The organism is Pseudolactococcus hodotermopsidis (assembly GCF_011170085.1).
Classification (GTDB): domain Bacteria; phylum Bacillota; class Bacilli; order Lactobacillales; family Streptococcaceae; genus Pseudolactococcus; species Pseudolactococcus hodotermopsidis.
This window is the reverse complement of the sequence record NZ_BLLI01000026.1, coordinates 1-19,418: the sequence shown is the minus strand read 5'-3', so window position 1 is coordinate 19,418 and position 19,418 is coordinate 1. Positions and strand designations below refer to the sequence as shown.

The 19,418-nt window shown below is 43.2% G+C and carries 18 protein-coding genes and 1 pseudogene; 18 read left to right on the top strand and 1 reads right to left on the bottom strand.

The features are described from left to right. The 17 genes from Hs30E_RS05400 to Hs30E_RS05320 all read left to right on the top strand — a co-directional run bounded on the left by Hs30E_RS05400 (window position 1) and on the right by Hs30E_RS05320 (window position 17,832). Window positions 1-1,572, top strand: coding sequence for a TRAFAC clade GTPase domain-containing protein (locus Hs30E_RS05400; RefSeq protein WP_172208601.1), 1,572 nt, complete (start codon window positions 1-3; stop codon window positions 1,570-1,572). A 26-nt stretch (window positions 1,573-1,598) separates the two neighbouring features. Next, a complete protein-coding gene (locus Hs30E_RS05395; protein WP_172208599.1) occupies window positions 1,599-3,809 on the top strand; it encodes a hypothetical protein in 2,211 nt (736 codons plus the stop codon). Between the two features lie 2 nt (window positions 3,810-3,811). Beyond that, window positions 3,812-4,840, top strand: coding sequence for a hypothetical protein (locus tag Hs30E_RS05390; protein WP_172208597.1), 1,029 nt, complete (start codon window positions 3,812-3,814; stop codon window positions 4,838-4,840). Window positions 4,841-4,939: 99 nt separating this feature from the next. Further along, window positions 4,940-5,287 carry a ribosomal protein L7/L12 gene (locus tag Hs30E_RS05385; protein WP_172208595.1) on the top strand — a complete coding sequence of 116 codons (348 nt, stop codon included), beginning with the start codon at window positions 4,940-4,942 and terminating at the stop codon, window positions 5,285-5,287. A gap of 32 nt (window positions 5,288-5,319) precedes the next feature. Further along, window positions 5,320-6,423, top strand: coding sequence for a tetratricopeptide repeat protein (locus tag Hs30E_RS05380; RefSeq protein ID WP_172208593.1), 1,104 nt, complete (start codon window positions 5,320-5,322; stop codon window positions 6,421-6,423). A 9-nt stretch (window positions 6,424-6,432) separates the two neighbouring features. After that, window positions 6,433-8,055: a hypothetical protein gene (locus Hs30E_RS05375; protein ID WP_172208591.1), complete on the top strand. Its 1,623-nt coding sequence runs from the start codon at window positions 6,433-6,435 to the stop codon at window positions 8,053-8,055. A 64-nt stretch (window positions 8,056-8,119) separates the two neighbouring features. Then, window positions 8,120-9,352 (top strand): vWA domain-containing protein, encoded by a 1,233-nt coding sequence (locus tag Hs30E_RS05370; RefSeq protein ID WP_172208589.1) that lies wholly within the window; start codon window positions 8,120-8,122, stop codon window positions 9,350-9,352. Between the two features lie 72 nt (window positions 9,353-9,424). Continuing rightward, window positions 9,425-10,321: a hypothetical protein gene (locus tag Hs30E_RS05365; protein ID WP_172208587.1), complete on the top strand. Its 897-nt coding sequence runs from the start codon at window positions 9,425-9,427 to the stop codon at window positions 10,319-10,321. Window positions 10,322-10,563: 242 nt separating this feature from the next. Continuing rightward, window positions 10,564-12,342, top strand: a complete 1,779-nt coding sequence (locus Hs30E_RS05360) for a hypothetical protein (protein WP_172208585.1) — start codon at window positions 10,564-10,566, stop codon at window positions 12,340-12,342. Window positions 12,343-12,512: 170 nt separating this feature from the next. Continuing rightward, window positions 12,513-12,806: a helix-turn-helix transcriptional regulator gene (locus Hs30E_RS05355; protein WP_172208613.1), complete on the top strand. Its 294-nt coding sequence runs from the start codon at window positions 12,513-12,515 to the stop codon at window positions 12,804-12,806. A gap of 1 nt (window position 12,807) precedes the next feature. Continuing rightward, entirely contained in the window at window positions 12,808-13,236 is a 429-nt protein-coding gene (locus Hs30E_RS05350) for an SMI1/KNR4 family protein (protein ID WP_172208583.1), read from the top strand. A 4-nt stretch (window positions 13,237-13,240) separates the two neighbouring features. After that, window positions 13,241-13,825 carry a hypothetical protein gene (locus Hs30E_RS05345; RefSeq protein ID WP_172208581.1) on the top strand — a complete coding sequence of 195 codons (585 nt, stop codon included), beginning with the start codon at window positions 13,241-13,243 and terminating at the stop codon, window positions 13,823-13,825. A 64-nt stretch (window positions 13,826-13,889) separates the two neighbouring features. Further along, entirely contained in the window at window positions 13,890-14,138 is a 249-nt protein-coding gene (locus tag Hs30E_RS05340) for a hypothetical protein (RefSeq protein ID WP_172208579.1), read from the top strand. Then, complete coding sequence (locus Hs30E_RS05335) at window positions 14,138-14,749, top strand: hypothetical protein (protein WP_172208577.1); 612 nt, start codon at window positions 14,138-14,140, stop codon at window positions 14,747-14,749. The genes Hs30E_RS05340 and Hs30E_RS05335 overlap by 1 nt, the downstream gene beginning before the upstream one ends. Window positions 14,750-14,896: 147 nt before the next feature. Then, window positions 14,897-16,102 carry a type IV secretory system conjugative DNA transfer family protein gene (locus tag Hs30E_RS05330; protein ID WP_172208576.1) on the top strand — a complete coding sequence of 402 codons (1,206 nt, stop codon included), beginning with the start codon at window positions 14,897-14,899 and terminating at the stop codon, window positions 16,100-16,102. A gap of 17 nt (window positions 16,103-16,119) precedes the next feature. Next, window positions 16,120-17,343 carry a TraM recognition domain-containing protein gene (locus Hs30E_RS05325; RefSeq protein ID WP_172208575.1) on the top strand — a complete coding sequence of 408 codons (1,224 nt, stop codon included), beginning with the start codon at window positions 16,120-16,122 and terminating at the stop codon, window positions 17,341-17,343. Window positions 17,344-17,358: 15 nt separating this feature from the next. Beyond that, window positions 17,359-17,832: a hypothetical protein gene (locus tag Hs30E_RS05320; protein ID WP_172208574.1), complete on the top strand. Its 474-nt coding sequence runs from the start codon at window positions 17,359-17,361 to the stop codon at window positions 17,830-17,832. On the opposite strand, the gene Hs30E_RS11640 is transcribed toward Hs30E_RS05320, so the two are convergent. Then, the gene (locus Hs30E_RS11640; RefSeq protein WP_228461998.1) at window positions 17,811-18,497 is read right to left on the bottom strand and encodes a hypothetical protein; all 687 of its coding nucleotides are present in this window, start codon (window positions 18,495-18,497) and stop codon (window positions 17,811-17,813) included. The two genes, Hs30E_RS05320 and Hs30E_RS11640, sit on opposite strands and share 22 nt — an antisense overlap. A gap of 207 nt (window positions 18,498-18,704) precedes the next feature. Between Hs30E_RS11640 and Hs30E_RS11520 the strand changes: the two are divergent. Further along, a pseudogene (locus tag Hs30E_RS11520) lies at window positions 18,705-18,764 on the top strand (zinc-ribbon domain-containing protein); the annotation flags it as partial. Window positions 18,765-19,418: the final 654 nt, after the last annotated feature.

Here is a 19,418-nt window from a genome sequence, read left to right as displayed (position 1 = left end):
ATGCCCGGACACGATATTACTTGCCCCTACTGCTTCACACACTTCAAGGACGATGAAGTGCATTTTCGTATGGAGACAGTCTTCACGGAAGAAAAACTCGACCCCAAGAACGAGAGCCGTTCAAGGGAAGAGATTGAAATGGATAGTCGCTTTAGCAGCGATGAAATCAAAGCACAGATTGCAGAGTACGAACGCAGAGAAAAATTCATGAAGCAGGAAGATCTTGTGTATGAGGCATTTTGGCAAGAATTCGGTGGCACAACGGAGAAATCATCTGTTAGCCGCGACGGTAAGGCTCCCAGCGTTATGCCGTTTCAACGACCGATATTTAACCCAAAGAATCCACAACATGCGCAGTTCTTTGGCTCTCCCCAAAGGAAAAGAGATGTTCTTAACGAGCATGGCATGATTTATGCTGCTATTGATTGCTTCGGCAAAAAAACCGAACGAAGAGTATGCCCTCATTGCCACAATCCATTGCCTGGTGCATACGGCAAGTATCCTGTCAAGTTCGTTTCTGTGATTGGTATTACTGGTGCAGGCAAAACAGTATATCTTTCGCAAATTTGCAAATACATCGCAAACCAACTCAGTTATTTTAGCATTACCGTAACCCCAACTACAATATACGCCAAAGAGTATATCGAAGCAAATCCCGTGATTATGGGCAAGAAACTCCCTATTGGTAGTCCTCCAGAGCAATTGATGCAACCATTATGCTTTGATTTGATGTATCAACAGGACAACAAAGAACTCTACCACACGTTTGTTTTTTACGATATTGCAGGTGAAAACTGTGTCGACCCAGAAAAAATGAAGGGGTTCGGTCGCTTTGTCGAACATGCAGATGGCATACTTATTGTAATTGACCCAGAGCAGTTTACCGAGGCTTCAAGCACGGCGCAACCTGTAAAAGTCTTGAAAACTATACATCAAGTTTTCCAAAACAAACACTCAGACGAAGTTCGAAATCTGCCGATTGCCATTTGCATTTCCAAGGGGGATAAAATTGCGCAAGAAATGATACAACAGAATTTGGATGACATACAGCCCATCCAAGATAATAGTGGCTTCTACTTACCCAAATTCAATGCAAACAATTATAATGACATCCATGATGCAATCAAAGGTTTTGTGCAAAGGAACGACAATGAATTGCATATGCGTATGCACAACCTTTATGCTAATTACAATTACTTCCTTTTTTCTGCTATCGGCACTTCTACAAAAAAGATTGAAGGAACAGACCTGGATACACCTGCGGGGCCGCCTATTCCGAAGCGCGTAATGGAACCAATTGCGTGGTTGCTCCTAAAGTACAAGTTCATTGCTTGTCAAGGGGAACTACACGAGCCAGAAGACTGGACTTGCCAAAGTAGCACTTGCGGCGGAAAACGTCTGCGAGTCCACGAGTTTTGTCCTGAGTGCTACAGGGATAAGAGAGGACAATGGGAGTGTTCTGTCTGTGGTTCTATGCAAACGGCAGATTGGTGCGAAAACCCCAAATGCAAGAAAAAGGGGAAAATCGGTCCAGGTGGAGTTAAAAAGAAACTCTTTGGAAACTGGATTTGAAATCTGACTAAGAAAGGATTATTGATATGACTCACTATCAAGTATGTTTCACGAGGATAAGTGGCAAAGGCAGCGGGGATGGCTGGCAAGCTATCAACGCTACCCCAGGTCTGCCACAAGAGGCTATCTCTGCGTTCACCCGCTTTCAAAACGGAAATATTACTCCGCCATCTTTTGATGCAGAGGATGTAGGTAGCCAACTGGTTACCGAACTTCAAAACGATGGTAATTTTGCGTTCTACACGCTCATCAAATGCAACGCGGCGGCTGATGACAGAGGTCGACCGATTATGTTTGCTCATTCGTATGTGTTCCCATTGAATGAGTTTGTTCAGGCACCCCAAGATGTCCTTGGTTTGGAGCAGAGCAACTTTGCTTTTGAAATTGCGCAAACAGCTTCTGCACCGCAAGTGCTGACCAAAAAGATACCGTTTTCGTTGAGCGAGGCTGTAGAATCACTTGGATTAAACAAAGACAGTTATGCCGCCCTTGTTCAGTGTGTCTATTTCATTCTCGATAGCAAGGCGAAAAACTCTCTGCATATCATCTGCGATTGTGCGCCGGACACAATTCGTAAGTTCATGACTTGTATTTATGCCGCCCTGCCCTTTGAGTTCAGAAAGAAAATCACATACGCCACATATGAACTGCAGAGTGGTGCAGTAAAGACAATCATATTTGACCGCAAAATTAAAAGTGCGTCCAATTATCATCTTATCCCACAAACGGGCGAAAACAATGTCATTAGCGATGTGGTTTTGAAACGATGGAAAAAGTATGAGTTCATGAGATTCGTTCCTAATAATTACAAGGACAATGCAAACCTTGACGATTACTTCAAATGTTTAGAGGAGAAGTTGGATTTGTTTGGTAGCGCGCAGACAACATCCCTTGATTTGTATAAAATCGCCTATGATTTGATTTCAGACGAACAAAACGAAAACATGACCGCCACACCAGAAGTTCTTTGCAAGCGTTTGAATGAACTTCTGAGTGCTCCTATTAGCCATCCCTATATTGACCAGCAAATTCAATATGTGTTGGGCTATATTGTCGAATATAAGGTTGTTCTCAATGATGTCTTGTCTGAAAAGCTGTGCAAAAAGCTGGAGACGACTCGTGACCAAGATTTAATTGAATGTGGCTATCTCTACAATTCAGAAAAAATTAGCCGCATGACTGTTGATGAAGGTGCAAAGTATCTTTTCGCTGCATATAGCAACAGGCAGTCTGAGTCGTTTATTCAGATAAGGAATCTACTGGACAGAGATTCAAAAGGAAGAGAGATTCTAAACCAGTTGTATACAGGGCTGATTGCCGAACAGACGGCAAATGACAAAGAACACATCCTTGCGTTTTTTGAGGAAACAAAGACATTGTTTGATAGGAGCAAAATTCAGGTAAGCCTTTTCAAAATGGTTTGTGCCTATCTGAAGTTGCTCGTGGAGAAAAATAAAGACCCGTTTATGTTGATGTCAAATACCAATGACTTGCTCTGTGCGGTTCTTAGTGACCGTCCAGAGGCTACTTCCAAAGCAAAAGCATATGTGAAAAAAGAATATTGGCGCGAATTCAACTATGCAGATTTGGAGATAGACTCGCAAAAAAAATACAAGGATGTCGTGCTGCAAGATGACAGAACGTGCCAACTGGTATTCGAAATCCTGTGTGCTTATCAATATTTTACTGCCGGGGATGTCCGTCAGCTAAGCGAACAAGTGAATTATCTGTTTCCCAAAAAGAACGAACTTTTTACAGCTGAGGAACGTTCCTTGCTTGTGAAAAAATTGCTGGACACTTGCGTGGAAAATCGCAATGCAATTGATGACACTCAACTTGACATTTGGTTGACGTTGGCTTTTTTGCTCTGCCAAGAGAAGAAAAACCCGGCACGGTTTTTGATAGAAAACCGTATTCGCCCTATTTCCAAATGTTTTGAAAGGGCATACCCTCGTTCTGAATTTCTGAAGGACGAACAAACCAAGGAACGGTTTGTAGAGTACCTAACAGAATATGTGCAGGAGAAAACTGAATACTCAAAGGTGGCCGCTGAAGCCCTTCAAGTTATCAAAGAGCATGAAAAACACGCAAAGCAGGATATCAAAAGACAACAACGCAAAGAAAAACGTGAGATGAGAGAGTCTTCTGAAAAGTCATCGCTCTTCTCGGGCATTGGTGGTGTTTTCAAAAGGAAGAACAGGGATGATGACGATGACAAGAAAAACAGGAGGCGGTGAGCGTGAACTATGCAAAGAAAATAGAAGAAGCATCAATGCTGTATAGTTGCTGTAGTGGATACAACTTCTACTTTTCGGCCAATCGGCGTTCATATGAGGTGTTTGGCAAAAGTAAGAACATCATTCAGCATGTCAAAACCGAAGCCCTCTTCTATGTCACGGAGTTTCCAGATGACTTGAACAACGACATTGAATTGAGTTATTGGGTGGAGCTAATAAGGAAACCCGTGGATTTGAAGCACTATATATGGCCTGTCGATGTCATCATCTTGGATGAGCAACCCGAGAAAACGCAGTATGCACTTGTGTTTCCGATAAGGGCATTACCCATTTTTGAAACCATCGCCACCCTGCTATCCAACGATATGCAAGCAGGGTGGAATATGCCGTGGGTGAAGAAGTTTGTGCCAAACTTGCTTGATGCTTGGTGTCGTTTCGATGACTCCAAGTATGCTTATCATGAGTTCTCTGGTTTGAATATGTTTTATCAAAAAGAGAACTACAATGTCATGTTTGATTTCAGCTTCTCAACACAACGTGTGGTTGGCCTTTTCAGCACTCGTCATGTCAATAAGAAGAGAGTAAATCCAGATTATGCCGACTCGTATTATTACATGGATGGCCGTAAATCTCTCATGGATTTAGCATCAGATTACTACTCGATAGCCGTTATTCTGTTCAAACTACTCGTCGGCCGACTTCCATACCAAGGCAAGGTTATGGAACATGAGCCAAATGCAAACGAACTTGAACACAATAGCTGGGTGAGAGTTTATCATAAAAACGCATACTTTATCTTTGACGAAAGAGACGATACTAACCACATTGGCGGGGAAACGGGATTTGCAAAAGACGAATTATTTGTTGATCGTTGGAACGAGCTCCCGCAACATATAAGAAATATGTTCCACAATGTATTTCAGACGGCGAACGTGATGCGTTCAACCGATGAGTTAATTTTTTATTCTCCTCGTGAATGGAAAGAAGCTCTACTTGGAGACGAACATGAAGTCCAACTTGTGTACAGATAAACCGCTCAAGCCTCAGTACCGGCAACACAAAACAATGCGACGAAGAAGGTCGAACAGGGAGAATTAGAACTACCATCTCTCGATGATGCCACAAATGAGTTGCTGGACACTGAGTCCTCGACATTAACAGAGGTTACGGTTCCCGATGCTGAACTTGATGAAGACAAAAAAGAGAAGCTGGGTGAGCTTGCTGGCATACTGAAAAGCAAAGTGGCATCTGTAGGATTCCAGGATGTTATTTTGACGAAAACGCCGCAGACGGAAAAAATAATAGCTATCAAGGTGATTCGCGAGATAATCGGATTAGGATTAGCGGCCGCAAAAGAGCTCGTTGAAAATCCACCAGCACCTATTGTACAAGGTGTGTCGATGGAATTGGCCGCTAAAATTCAAGCAGAGTCGGAGATTGTTTCTCGAATGCAAGGTCGCTGGCAAAGCAAGGCTTAATTGCAAGTAATCCATTATTAAGGAGGAGAAACATGAATTTCGAAACAATACGCAGCAAGGTTGGCAAATACGAGACAAAAGCAGATGCTTCTGTCGTAGCGACACAACTGCAATCACTAATCGCAAAGAAAGGCTTTGATGTTTTTAAGAACATTGAGCTATTAACTGAGGAAATAAAGAGCTTGAAACTCTCTCCAACGACAAAGGCACAACTCTCGCTGGTGTTTAGTTGTAGCACGCTGCCCGATTTCATCCTTAACTCAAAATCAGATTTAAATATGGTTGATGTGGATAACGCAGTACATAGCGTTGTTAGTTCAACTGAGCTGTCGTATAAGTGTGCAATCGCTCTTATAGCTGATGTTTTCTACGCATGTGGTTTGAGTTTCGCTATTGAAAATGGTCCGCAACTGGTTAATGGCTCTATCGAATACAAACTTCACGCACTTATGCCATCTGTGATGGCTGAAGCCGAAACAAAAAAAGCTATTGAACTACACAAAGCCTACGAAAGTGCTTACGGAGAAAAGAAGGACAAACTTCCTGAAGCTGCGGGTATCGCCGCTGAAAAGGCGGTTGAAGTAATCAAGAGTCTTTGTGTTGCCGGCATTTCAGAAGGCTTTTATTTGCTTGGCAGATGCTATCTGTATGGTGAGTGCGGGACGGACATTGATAGAACAAAGGCTATGGAATTAATGAAAACGGCAGCCGAACAAGGAAATACGAGAGCTGCAGTCCTATTAGGCGATTTATTTTATCAGTCAGATGACCCTTTGGTAAGAGACTACACCCTTGCACACCATTACTACACAAGACCTGGAACGCTGGCTATGGGTAAGAAACAGCAGACATCGCTACAAGATATTTACAAGCAATACAGTGCCAACAAAACCACCTTGGTGTTTTCTGGGGTAATACTTGCTTTGATGATTACGTTTATGGTCTTCTTCCATACAGGCATATTCACTGGTTCAAGTAGGCTTGCAATTGGAATTATTTTGATAGTCATTTCGATTGCTGCATATGCTTTGGCAATAATAAATAACCGCAACAAGCGCTTTAATGGTATACGATGGTTTGTGGCAGTTCAGTATTTTGTTTGGGCACTGTATGCATTCATTTTGGTATTGGCGTAAATGAGGGAAATGAAAATGACACAAAACCAGATTAAGAATCTTTGCATTAGCATTTTCAGCGTGTTTGTTGTTGGATACTCGCTGATACTCAACTTTTCCCTCATCGGGTTAGCAGGGGCAGCAGTGGCAGTCGGTGCAATCTTTCTGATTGCGCTTGTTTATCAGAAAGACCAGAGCGTTGTTGAAAAGGTTGACCTTTACATCCTGCTGTCTTTCTTAGGGATTTTAGCAATTCATTATGAGCAGTTGTTGGATGCGTTCACGACTTCACTCTTCACAGACGGATTCGACCGCAATATGCCCGTGCAAATCGTTTCGTTGATTGTCGGTTTCGTGGTTGGCAGGATTTTTATTAGCAATGCAAAGAAACGAGAGTCTCTTGCGACCAAGACCATTTACAAATACTTAGGACTGTTCCTAACGGTATTTAGTATCTCTCTGTTTTTCTGGTCAGGTGTGTATTTGACGGGTTTGGCACAGCAGCTTTCGATATTTGCAGTCTTTGGGTTAATTGCACTTTGTCGTGCGAATAGAACATCGGATGAAAAGGCAATAGGTAGGGTGTCAAAGGTTGCGCTTTTTCTCGCCGTGTTCTCGCTTGTATTACCGGTGCTTTTCCCCTCCTACAGTTTGTCGCAGTTCAATATCAACGCATTCCTTTCTGTTACGGTATTTCCGTGGTATTCCGTGCTTGGAATAACGCTGTTGTTGCTGTCGATTGTCGGCATGGGACTGCATTATGGCAAACGCCGCTTTGACGAGGACACTATTTTTCTAAGCGGTCTTGTTGGCTTGGCGTGGGTTGTAAAAGCCTCCGTTTATTTCTACTTTGACTTTAGTTGGATAGCTATTTGCGTGTATGCCCTTTTATTCTTTGGTTTTACAAACCACTTTATCAAGCGCAATGGCTATTGGCAACTAACAAGAGTGGATTCCCCCCTCAACGAAAACGAGTTCTACTGGTTGCTGATTGCTGCCACAAGTGTTGTTTTTTCGATTTTCCTTATCCACACAGGGTATATCTATTTCTGGCTTTCGCTGATTGTTGGCTTGTTGGCGGTACTGTTCTTAAACAAGATTGCCTTTGGGTGGGTAAAGGATGCTGTTTTCTGGATTACACTGCTGTTCAGTATTGCTGGTGCCGCAAGTACGATTGCCCTGCAAAACGGATACAGCGATAAGAAGATAATCACGATTGCTGCAATATTTGTTTTTGCCAGCATTGTAATGTGGATGTTAAACCATAGAAACTTCATTGGTCAAAACAAGTTCAAAACAACCAAAATAGTAATGGTAGTGATTTTTGCAATATTGGTTATTATCCCTGCATTCAAGGCGGGTTCGCAAATTAGCGTTGATTTAAAAAACAAATCTGCAAACATTGGCTCCTTAGTAACAGAAGAAACCTCTCTGCTAATCACAACGACTGCGGACGGCAAGGAAAACGCAGTCAAAAAGCTCAGTTATATCTGGGCTGACTCATTCTTCTTTGACAAGGAAGACATCTCAGAACTGGATGAAGCCGAGACAACGCTTACCATTGATAACCATCACCTAATTCTTTGGGTAGAGGACGAATATGGCGTTGTCACGAGAAAAGATTGCTGGTTCTATGATTCCCGTAAAAGATGACTACTTTTCGTCAGATGGCATATTTGGAATTGGTGTGAGCAACGGCGATAATCCAAGGAGGTAAATGAAGATGTACAGTAACAACGATGGCTTTTATGATGAGCAATCTACCGTTGGCAATAAGCATTTTAACTTGTTGCTTCTGGTTGGTGCGCTCATTGGCGGAGTGGTGGGCTTCATCTTCGGTGAACTCTTAATCACTCTGCTTGGCGGGGCATTACCTTCGGTTGTTTTAGTCGGGTTGTATTTTGCGCAGTTAATGTTTTTCATCTTCTTGGCGGTACTTATTTGCGAGAAAATTGACCCGCGCTTAAATAGTCGAGTTTGGACTACTGCTCATTGGGGTGACCAGTTAAAAAGGCTACCGCTTATGAGCCTTGTTGTTTTCTTCGCACTGGGATGTATTTTTCAATTTTTCTATGGGTTGTCCGCTGCAAAGCCGATACTTCAAGTGGCAGATAATTACATAATAGCAATTGATAACTCTGGAAGTATGAGTGGCTCAGACCCGCAAAAAGATAGGTTTTCTGCTGTTAAATCCTTTGTGGACGAGCTTGATGACAGCAAAAACGTGGCTGTAATTTTGTTCACCGACAATGTTGAAACAACTGTACCATTAACAAAGGTTGATGCTGCTTTTAGAACTAAAATCGCGACCGCCTTTGATGGGCTCGAACCAAATGGTGGTACTGACATTCAATCTGCCTTGGAAGTTGCTGCTCAAATTCCAGTAGATACTAATTCCACCACGATGGTGATTCTAATGTCCGATGGTGCGAGTTTTGTGGACGCACAAAAAATCACGACAGAGTACAATCAGAAAGGACTCGTTCTAAATACCATCCAATGCACCGACAATACTTTCTGGCGTAACAGTCTGTTACTGGACCTCTCAACCAGAACTGGCGGCATGAATTATCAAATCTCGGAGATGAATCAACTGGCTGGGACATTTTCAAAGATTCTCTCTGGCTCAACGCTCTCACGGGTGCTGCTTGATTACCGCTATGGGTTTGACTATAATTCAACACTCTTCGCCGTGCTGAGAATTCTGTTTATCGCCTTGATTGGTATCGCACTGAGCGGAGCCATGTCCTTCATGCTCTACAACCTTGACGTTTTCAAAAAGTTGCTGATACCTAAAATTTTAACAGGTGTCCTTGCAGGCATTGTCATGGAGTTTTGCCTGAAAGACTTTTGGCCAGCACCTCCCGCCCGTCTGCTAATGGTACTGCTGTTTGCCTTACTACCCACATTCTTCAGGGCAATCATTGTACGTTCTTCTGGTGGCGGTTAGGTTACGGGGACTCAAAAAATAACAATAACCTTGCACGCGGTAGCGGTTCGCAGTGGTAGGAAGGAATGTTCCATGAAAAAAAAACACTTGTCAGTAATCACAAAAAACATAATTCTGCAATTCATAGTTCATCTGGTGGTTGTGGCGCTTGCCTTTGCTGCATTCTTTTTGATGGTAAAATGGATACCAAGGATTTCATTTGAAGGTATTGTTACTATCTTGGTGTGTATAATGATATCAATGGCGATAGCTCAATTCTTTATTGGTAACGATTTTTATAAAAAGTATTACGATGTAACGTATATTGAAGCAGTCCGAGAAAGGCACAGAGTTAAAGTAGAAGCGAAAAGTGAAAACAAGCAAAATTCCGCGCAGACAAAGGAAATACAGGAACTAAAGGAGAAGCTTCTAAGGGCAGACAATACAATTGAGACACTTAAAGAGACAATAGAGGCAGAAACTAAAAATTCGCGTAACAGAACACGCCAACAGAGGTGTCGTTCGTGTGAACGTAGCATTGATAGCCTTAAGGATGTCTATGATGAAATCTACGGAGACTCCAAAAGAATAGTTAACCACCATAGCAGCCTTGGAACTATCAAAAATTTTATTTACACTGTTATGGAACTCGGTGCACTTTTTTGTGCAGGATGGCTTGTATATCTGTGGGTTACGGTTCCAGAAAAAGTTAGCAACGATTTCATCGAAAAGATATTCACACCATTAGCTGCCCTTTTTACAGCGTTTTTTGAATGTATTGCTTTGAAAAACAGCCCCAACGATTACCATGATGAACATAAAAAGGCCGTAACAAAGCGCGAAAAAGCGCATAACAATTGTGCTCAATTAAAAGCAAAGCTTGCTGCAATCCCAACCAAAGGCATTAGTGAGGTGGACTTTAACCATAAAATGGAAGAATTTAGCAGTGCTACTGCACTACTATTATCAGAAATAAAGAACGTGGACTAGAGAGGAGTTGTACCAATAATGAAAAAAATAAAAAAAGAATCTCATTTCGCTTTTTCGTTACTGCTGTTGCACTGCTCATTTTGCTGTCAAGTTTGGCGGGGTGTGGTTTCAATCTAAAAGACTTAGCCCAAGACTACGTGCAAGTCTCTGTTAGCCATACCGTGATTTCCGAATCGGAAAACAATGTGCCGCTACTAACCTGAAAAGTTAAAGCGTCCATCAAAAATAACTATGCCGTTGATTTGATTAATGCAAAGACAACATTGACACTTGCCTCTGGAATGGAACTCAAGGACGGCAAGCAGGACAACACTAATCTTAAAATATCAACTGGCGACACGGTCAATTACACGTGGATAATCAAAATTCCTGTGACAACGGAAGATCGCAACCTTGAGTATTCGGTTACAGTAACATCAGAGGTTTCATCGACAGTTACTGGATATGATTCAATCTTCGTGAATGGAATAAATGAAAATGACAATCGCCTTGATTTCATGGTCGACACATGGAACTTTGCAAATTACTCAGCAAAGCCTATTCCGTTAACACAAGAGGACTATGATGCGCTCTTCACAAATCTTTCCAATGCAGAGCGTACGCTTATCAGAAAAGAAATATCATCAGGAACTGACGGCAATTGCTACGGAATGGCCATTACAACTATTTTGGCTAAAACAGAACGTCTCTCTGTTGACCGCCTCCAATCAGGAGCAGCAAACCTTCATGCAGTTTCGAAAAATCAAGCGGCGAAATCTGCTATTGGTTATTATTATGTGACGCAAAACCTTTCTCCTTCTGCAGATTTATTTGCAAGTTATCAAACGCAACCAGAGCAAACAAAAATAAATGATTTGAAGAACCTCGCTGATAAAGTCTCAGCAGGCGGGGTCCCGGTATTCCTTTGCTTCTACATGGATGATAAAGACGGAAATACGGCAGGACATGCGATTTGTGCATATGGGCAGGAATCTTGTAACTTGAGCCGTAATGGGACAACATATAATTCTCGAATTTTGATTTACGATAATAACTATCCTACGGTAACAGAAGAAGCCTATTTGTATTTTAACGATAATGGCGACTGGACAATTCCAATTTATGCAGATTCAAAGGAAAAATATTCCAACTTCAGATTGGCTATGGTCACCACGGAGATGAAGTATATCGACATGTTTAACATTGAAACAAGCAGAACCAGTGCTAATTCATATTTAACCGCAAGAGGAAATACTGACTTAAAAATTGAAGCAAATGGCACAACATATTTAGTCAATCAAACCAAAGTTCAAGGAGGGGATGATGTTGTTGCGTATTATGATATTGGCGGAGCGGAAAATAAACTCAATATTGTAATTGAAAAGCCGCAGTCTGGTTCAGAAACTGCCTCCAAGGTATCGCCTCAAAAACAAGGTGAGTCCCTCAACCTTACAGCAATGTATGATAATTTCTTTATAGAGGCGAACGCTAACACCCCTGTCGCAATCCAACTTGATCCGTCTGGAAGTGTCGAGATTGATGGCAAGGTGAAAGCCTTTGATATGAGTCTTACCGGGAACGAGGGCTATAACGCATTGCCTTGGTATACACTTGAAGTTTCGGGTGAATCAGGGACGAACCCAAAGATGGAAGCAAGTGCAGAAGGCTACATACTCAGCGGAGAGAGTTTGAAGAAAATCAAAGTGTTTGCCAGCGATGACGCTACCGCTAACGAATTGTCAATCAAAACAGATGGCAGTAAAATTCTTATTTCATCCGATGGCACGAATCTCACAGCCAGGGAAGACAAAGATGGTGACGGCAAGTACGAAACTGTATTATCCACAGGGCACAAAGCTGACCCTAATGACCCTCGCGGTGGCGGAACTGGTGGTTGGACTTGGTGGAAGATACTGCTTGCTGTTTTGGGAGGCGTAGCTATTGTTGCAACCGTTGTGCTGGTATTCCTCAAGATAAAGCTCGGCAATGGTGGCACCAAGAAGAACAAGAAATCGAAGGGCGATGATGAGTACAAATGGTAAGTGAGTTATGAAAGGGTTGCACCGTGGTATACTAATGCAAAGGGGCTTTGGTTCAGATAACAGCCTGTTGCAACAGTTTTTCTCGAAGATACTGTGAATTCAACGATTCGCAACACAGTAGACTTGGCTAAATGCGTTTGAAAGGAGTGCAAGCAAAGATGAGCGAAAATATGGATAAAGAGGTACGCACGAAGCTCATTAAGAGCTTGACTAACGAGCTTCCCGTGTTGCGGGCAAAATTGGGTATCTCGCAAGAAGAACTTGCCGCAAAAATCGGGGTTTCCCGTCAGACGATAAATGCTATTGAAGGAAAGAAGCGAGACATGTCATGGGGAATGTTCTTGTCAATCGTATTCTTCTTTGACTTTAATGAGCAAACCGCTGGCATTTTGAAGATGATAGGGATTTGTACCAGTGAGTTGAATGACCAATTGAGTGTTCCGATTGAGGATGAGGAGGAATGACATGAATCCAACAATAAAGCACCTTATAGACACAAAAGCCGAGATGCATTTCCACGCAGGCGCATCTGAGGATTCAATCAGGCATTATGAGAACGAAGCCAATGTCAAAATACCATCGGCTTTTCGTGAATGGCTTCTGTTTTCGGATGGTGGGGAAATATTTGTTCCCGGCACGGTACTCTATGGGGTTGACGGAAACGCTAAGCCTTCACTATTTAGCGGAAATTCTGGGCAAGAACGAGGCACATTTGCTCTTGGTGACTCTCTTCTTGTAATTGGGCGGTTTAATTTTGGAGACTTCCTCTGTGTTGATACGAATAGCGGAGAGGTCGTTCAGTGGAATCACGAAGCGGACGAAGAGTTTCTCCGTTGGAGCAACTTTTTTGCTTTTATAGAAGAAGAAATTGCCTCCTTTACAAGCGAGGGGTAATTGTATGGATGAAAAGCCACAATTATCTGTTGAAGAAAAGAAAAAGTTGAATAGTGAACGGCAAAAGGCGGTTCGTGATGCATGGGGAAAAGAAAAGGCGCGAGTAGCACAAGGCGAAGGAACACGAGACTGGTCGCCGGAGCAGCAAAAGGAAATCATGGAAAACGGACACGCCGATGGGTATGATGGACATCATATGAAGTGTGTCAGCAGTTATCCTGAGCAGGCTGGAAATCCAGACAATATTCAGTTTCTGACTCATGACGAACACATACAGGGGGCGCACCAAGGCAACACGCATACTCGGACGAACGGTTATTATAACCCAGATAGTGGGCAAATGGAGAACTTCAATGGCGATGAACTGAAACCGACAGACTCCCAATCGCTATCCGAACCTTGTTATGAGAATGGTGAGTACATAACGAAAACGCAGTCTGTTTCTGCGTTCAAGGCAAGCGTAAAAAGCACAGGACAAGAGCCAAGCAGTACCGCTCATGATTTCAATGCAAGCATTAAAAATCATGCGGCCGCTGAAGAAAGAGCGAGTGCATCAGAACAGACACGCTCTGCCGCTGTATCAAGGTAGAAAGCGTGGTATAATTTTCAGGGAGACCAACATTGCTGTTTCCCACAAAGAAGGAGGGCGTGGCGTGAATTTAGTAAAATGCACTTCGGGAACCATAGTCATTGGACTGGGAAGTGAGTTCTTAAACATAACAGTTAAAGCTGTGGGTGAGCGCATAAAGCGTGGTGAAGGGTTTTGTTTGTCGATAGCATCTATCGTGCAGGAAGAACCTACATCTCAAAGGATAGAACCGAATGAACAGAAGCGCATTGCTACTGCTATTTCAAAATGGGAAACCGCTCCATTTCCCATTGAATTCTACGAGGCTTTGTAGTGGCGGACGAAAAACGGCAATGGGGCGAGTTGTCATCGAAAGAAAAAGCGGAAGCCGTCAAGACAGAATCCAATGAGGCGTATTTTTGGAGCGGTATGACCCAAGGGGAAGATGGCAATGTTTATGGCGGTGAAGAAAACGCCGCAAACATAGCAGAACAAAACGGCGGCAAAACGCTGGAGATGAAGCTCGAAGAAAGTAACATTGATACTGAAAGCATGTCTGGTGCTGAGTGGAACGAAGCATCTGAAACATTTGCGCAAGAGGCATCTGGCGATGTCCATTGTATCAAGGGTGAGAATGTCCGGGAAGATAGTGTCTATAACACCACCGAGCATGAAGCCATTGAAGAAAATGAAAGCATTTCAAATGTTACATATGTTGATGCGGAAAATGGTCAAGAAACTGGCGAGGTTGAAAATTTTGACCGTTCACAAGAAACAAGTGCGGAACATTTTAACGAAAATGCCAAAGCAACAGCTGCGCCGACAAACACCGAGGGTGCTACGGCTTTTAACGAAAGTGCAAAGGGCGTGGCAAGCGAAAGTGCTCCAGTTGAAACTGAGTCGCTGAGCTCAGAGCAGTCGCAATCAACAGGCGTATCACGTTGAAATTAGAGAAAGGACTGGGTGAATAATATGAGACCTATGTGCAGCATTGAGTACGGCACAACATCAGCGGACAATCGACCGCCCAAAATAAACACTCCTCATGTCGTTTTGGCAGGCACTTCTTACGGAGAAGCGTTGTCGTTCGGAATGACTGAAACACATTTCAGCAAGAATGTCATGTGCATAGGTGGCACGGGCAGTGGCAAGACGAACGCCATCAACACGATTATCACTCAGTTAAGAGAGAAAATGACTCCGCAGGATGTCATGATGATTTTCGATACCAAGGGAGACTTCGCACGTACTTTTTACAGCGAAGCTGCTGGTGATTTGATTCTTGGCAACTCGGCTCAATATAGAGATACCACGCAGAACTGGAACATTTACCGTGAAATTTTGGCAGATGGTTGGGACAACGAATCTGCGCTTGCAAACATCAACGAAATTGGTCGTGCCCTGTTTGAAAAAAACAAATCAGAATCGCAGCCATTCTTTGCGAATGCCGCGCGTGGCGTTTTTGGAGCATATCTACTTGCAATGATTCGTGGTGCGCAGACAGATGAAGAATTGAAGCAAGATTTTCTCAACAACAAGGCATTGCTCCAGTATTTCAACAACGCTGGAAAGAACGAGTATTTCACCCTCTCCAACGCTTACAATGACCTCAAGGCTATCAAGATGTACTTGGGTGACTGCGAGAATACGCAGGCGCTCGGTGTCCTTGCAGAAGTGCTGGTGATGGTCAGAGATACCTTTGCTGGCGCTTTTGGCGAGAAGGGTGATTTTTCAATTCGTGAATTCATCCGTAATAAAGGTGGCCGCACTTTGTTTTTGGAGTACGACCTGTCCATTGGAGAGTCGCTTGCACCACTATACAGCCTATTGATTGACCTTGCGCTTAAAGAGGCGCTTGGCCGCAATACAACTGAGGGCGAAAGTGGGCGTGTGTATGTGATTGTAGATGAGTTGAAATTGTTGCCCAATCTGATGCACATGGATGATGCAGTCAACTTTGGGCGTAGCATGGGAGTACGAGTGCTTGCTGGGTTGCAAAGTGTTTCTCAAATCTATGAACTCTACGGCGAACACAAAGGCAAAGCAATCATTACAGGCTTCTCTTCTATGTTTGTTTTTCGTCCGAATGATTCTGTGACGCGCGAATTCGCACAAGAGCATTTCGGAAAAAACTATGTGAGTGAGGTCTTTATGGCAAATCAAGCTCCAGTGACGGAACGAAGGCAAGGCAGCGTTGTTGAAGACTGGGACATAAATAACCTGAAAGTCGGAGAAGCAATCGTGGGGTTAGACGGACATCCCCCATTTCGATTCTACTTTGACGAATTCAAAAAGTAACGAGGAGGATACATATCATGGGGCGTATAGTAGATAGTCTTTTCAAAAGCAAGGATGCTTATTTGCGCGGTGAAATAGATGCCCGCAACAAGCGGAACTTGCCTGCCATGCCGAAGGTGGTCATTGACTCGTTTTGCAGCCAATACTACACCGAAATGCACAATACCATCATATCGGGAGGCATGATTGAAAATCGAGCCATTGTTGAATACGCCTTAATCAAGCAAGCCCAGCAGTTAGGTTTGCCAGTTGTTATTCTCCATAGTGGCAACAGATTCATGAAAAGCGGTGTTGGCTTGGCTTCCAGTATCGGAAGTATCTGCTACTACGACCCGATTGTCGGCAAGGATTCCGACGAAATTGCGGACATTCTCACAGACTTGGCGAGCAATCTTCTGCAAGGAAAAAATGACCTGTTTGGACTGTGGTCGTTAGTGGTTGATGTCTTGTCCTTGCAAGGAGAACCCGTAACTTTGGAGCGACTGGTCAAATTTCGTTGTGACCGCATCCCAGAAGTCCTTGGCGAAATGGCTGAAAAAAACAGCATCAGTAATGCCAAGAGAATTGATTATACAAACAGATTCGGCTCTGTAAGTGCTTGTGCCCATGAAGCGCAGCGCTTGCTCACAAAGCTCAAATCTTATCCCCTATATACAGAAGGAGCAACGCCACATAGCCTGGAAGATGTCCTTAATGAAGGTGGCATCGCAAGCATTGACATTGTATCTGACACAAACGATGTACTGAAAGAGTTATGTTTTACGGATATTGACCGTATCATGAAGCTTGGCAGAAACTTTTTGCTTATTGTTGAAGGGGTAAGTTTCCTCAAACGCGAAAGCCATGTTGACAATGTTCTTCTTCGCAATAGTGGGAATATGTCTTTGCTTTTTGCCGCCAACGATGTTCCGGCAATGACACAGGAAAGCGATGAGCATTTTCAGACACTGGTCAGCGGACACACAAATGTGATGATTTTGAAGCACAATTCGGCTGCCAGCGCAAAGAAGTGGTCGGACTATTTGGGACAGCATTATATCCAGCAAGTCGAACAGAGCATTGGCACATCGAAAGAGAATCTTAGTTTGATAAAGAAAACCAACACCAGTAATATCACGGTTCGAGAAGAACGAAGGGACATCGTTCCCACCGAGAGTATTACACGGTTGCTGGACTACCAGTCATATGTGCTTGAAGCTACCGAGCGTCAAATTCTCAAGGTAGCACTGCAACAGGTATAAGGAGGAGCTATTTTTATGATACAAAGGGAATGGATACGCATTGGAGCTTGCGGGGTTATCGGCTTAATACTCGGCATTATCATGGCTATCAACAATAGCACATGGTACTATGCCCTGTTGGGGCCGTTTTACGCCATAGGTACTTTCTATGGAATAAAACTTATATTGACCATGCTCGGCGGTGTGGGCAAAGCTGCCGGCAAGGGACTTTTTTCATCTATCGCCGGTGGACACTGGATTGGGATGTTGGTTGTCATTGTTCTAATGGTGTTTGTTGTTGGGAAAATACTGACTTTTGGCTGGATACTTGGTATGTTTGCCGCTGGCAAGGCGCTTTTTGATGCCTATCGAACTGACTCAGATATCGGCGGTTCATCAAGTAGCAATTATGACACCAGCTGGGATGGTGTCGGCAGTTCGTCGAGTAGTAGCCGCAGCAAAAAAGGCAAGAGTTCCTCAAATGATGACTACGATAATACATCGTGGTAATTGTTTCTCAGTTTAGGATAAAGAGGTGAATTTGTGAACTGTGTACACTGTGGCACCGAGTTGCCTGACAATGTTGCTTTTTGTGAGCGGTGCGGGATGAGCCCCACGATAGAACGGGCAACTCGACCAAATGCGGTGCCAAAGAACCAACGAAAACTGTAAAAGGCTGTCGACAGATTTATAGAACAGAAAAAGCTGTTAGAGCAACAGGTCAAAACACCACCGAATGCAGCGGTAACAAATCCCAGTACAAAATCGCTGGGACTACAGCCGATAATTATTTGCTGGTGCGCATTGTTGGTGTTGTCTGTCTTGTCGTTTGATTTGAACGGGAATTTTCGTCTTATGGCTGGAAGACCATTGACGATGATACTGGACGTGGCTGTTGCAATTATACTTTTAGCAACAACTGTATCTGCTTCAAAAAAGCAAAGCCTCCAGAAGCTGGGCTTCCCACTGATGCTCACATGGATTGTTAGTTTTTTTCTTTTTGATTTTGCTTTAATGCCATCCATGTATGGAATAAGCATGACTGAGCTATTGCGTGTAGACTGGATAATGCTAATATTTCTTGTGCTGTCCTTTGTTTTGACAATTATTTTTATCTCGACATCAAAACGAAGCATTCCATCAAGCGCGACCAGCAATTTCAGCCTTTTTGCCACGGGTGCATGGCAGCGGCAGTAGTAATAATGATCGGCAGAAACTATGGGTACTCTTTCCCCGGCAGCTTTAGACTCCTACTATCATCGTGGTGTTAAGAGATTTTGCCTTTTTAATAGGGGTTGGATTATTAGGTCGTGCTGTGAAAATACAAAAGTCGGAATATTATTGTTGGATTTATATTATGAACCAAGGAAAGGTAGATTGTTATGTATTGTGTACACTGTGGCACTGAGTTGCCCAGAGAGGCTGATTTTTGTGAAAACTGTGGTTTGAGTTCTCGGCTTGAATCGCCGCGACCAACTGTTCAACAAAAGGAAAAGCCCCTAAGCCTGTCAAGCCTCAATATACGCAACCACAGTATGGGCAACCTATCCCACAGCCACAGCAAGTTCAGCAACCATATTACGCTCCGCCCCAAACGACAGCACAACAGCAATTCCAAACACCGCCTGCCACTTCGACACAGTACACGCAATCACAGCAACCGTTTTATGGGCAAGCCTTCTCCGCTCCCATTAAAAAGAACAACATCGCACTTGTTGGCTTTATATTAAGTTTAGTAGGTTTGATGTTTTACGGAATTCCTGCGATACCTGGATTGATTTGCTCAATAATTGGTGTGTCTCGAAGCAAACAATATCCCGACAACTCATATAGTGGATTGGGGATTGCCGGGACAGTTATAGCTTTAATTGCAGTTGCGATTTATGGGATTATCATTGTAGTGGCTATTTCGCAGATGTCCCAGTATTCATCCTATCCATGGTAAAGCAAAGATAATATAAATGCCCCCTTTAAAATTTGCCAAATCAGGGATTTAACTCGTATAATGTAATTAACCACACATACGGGTATTACCCTATGACAATCAAAGGAGAGCAGTATATGTCTAGTATAATCTATATCGGAATGGATGTCCA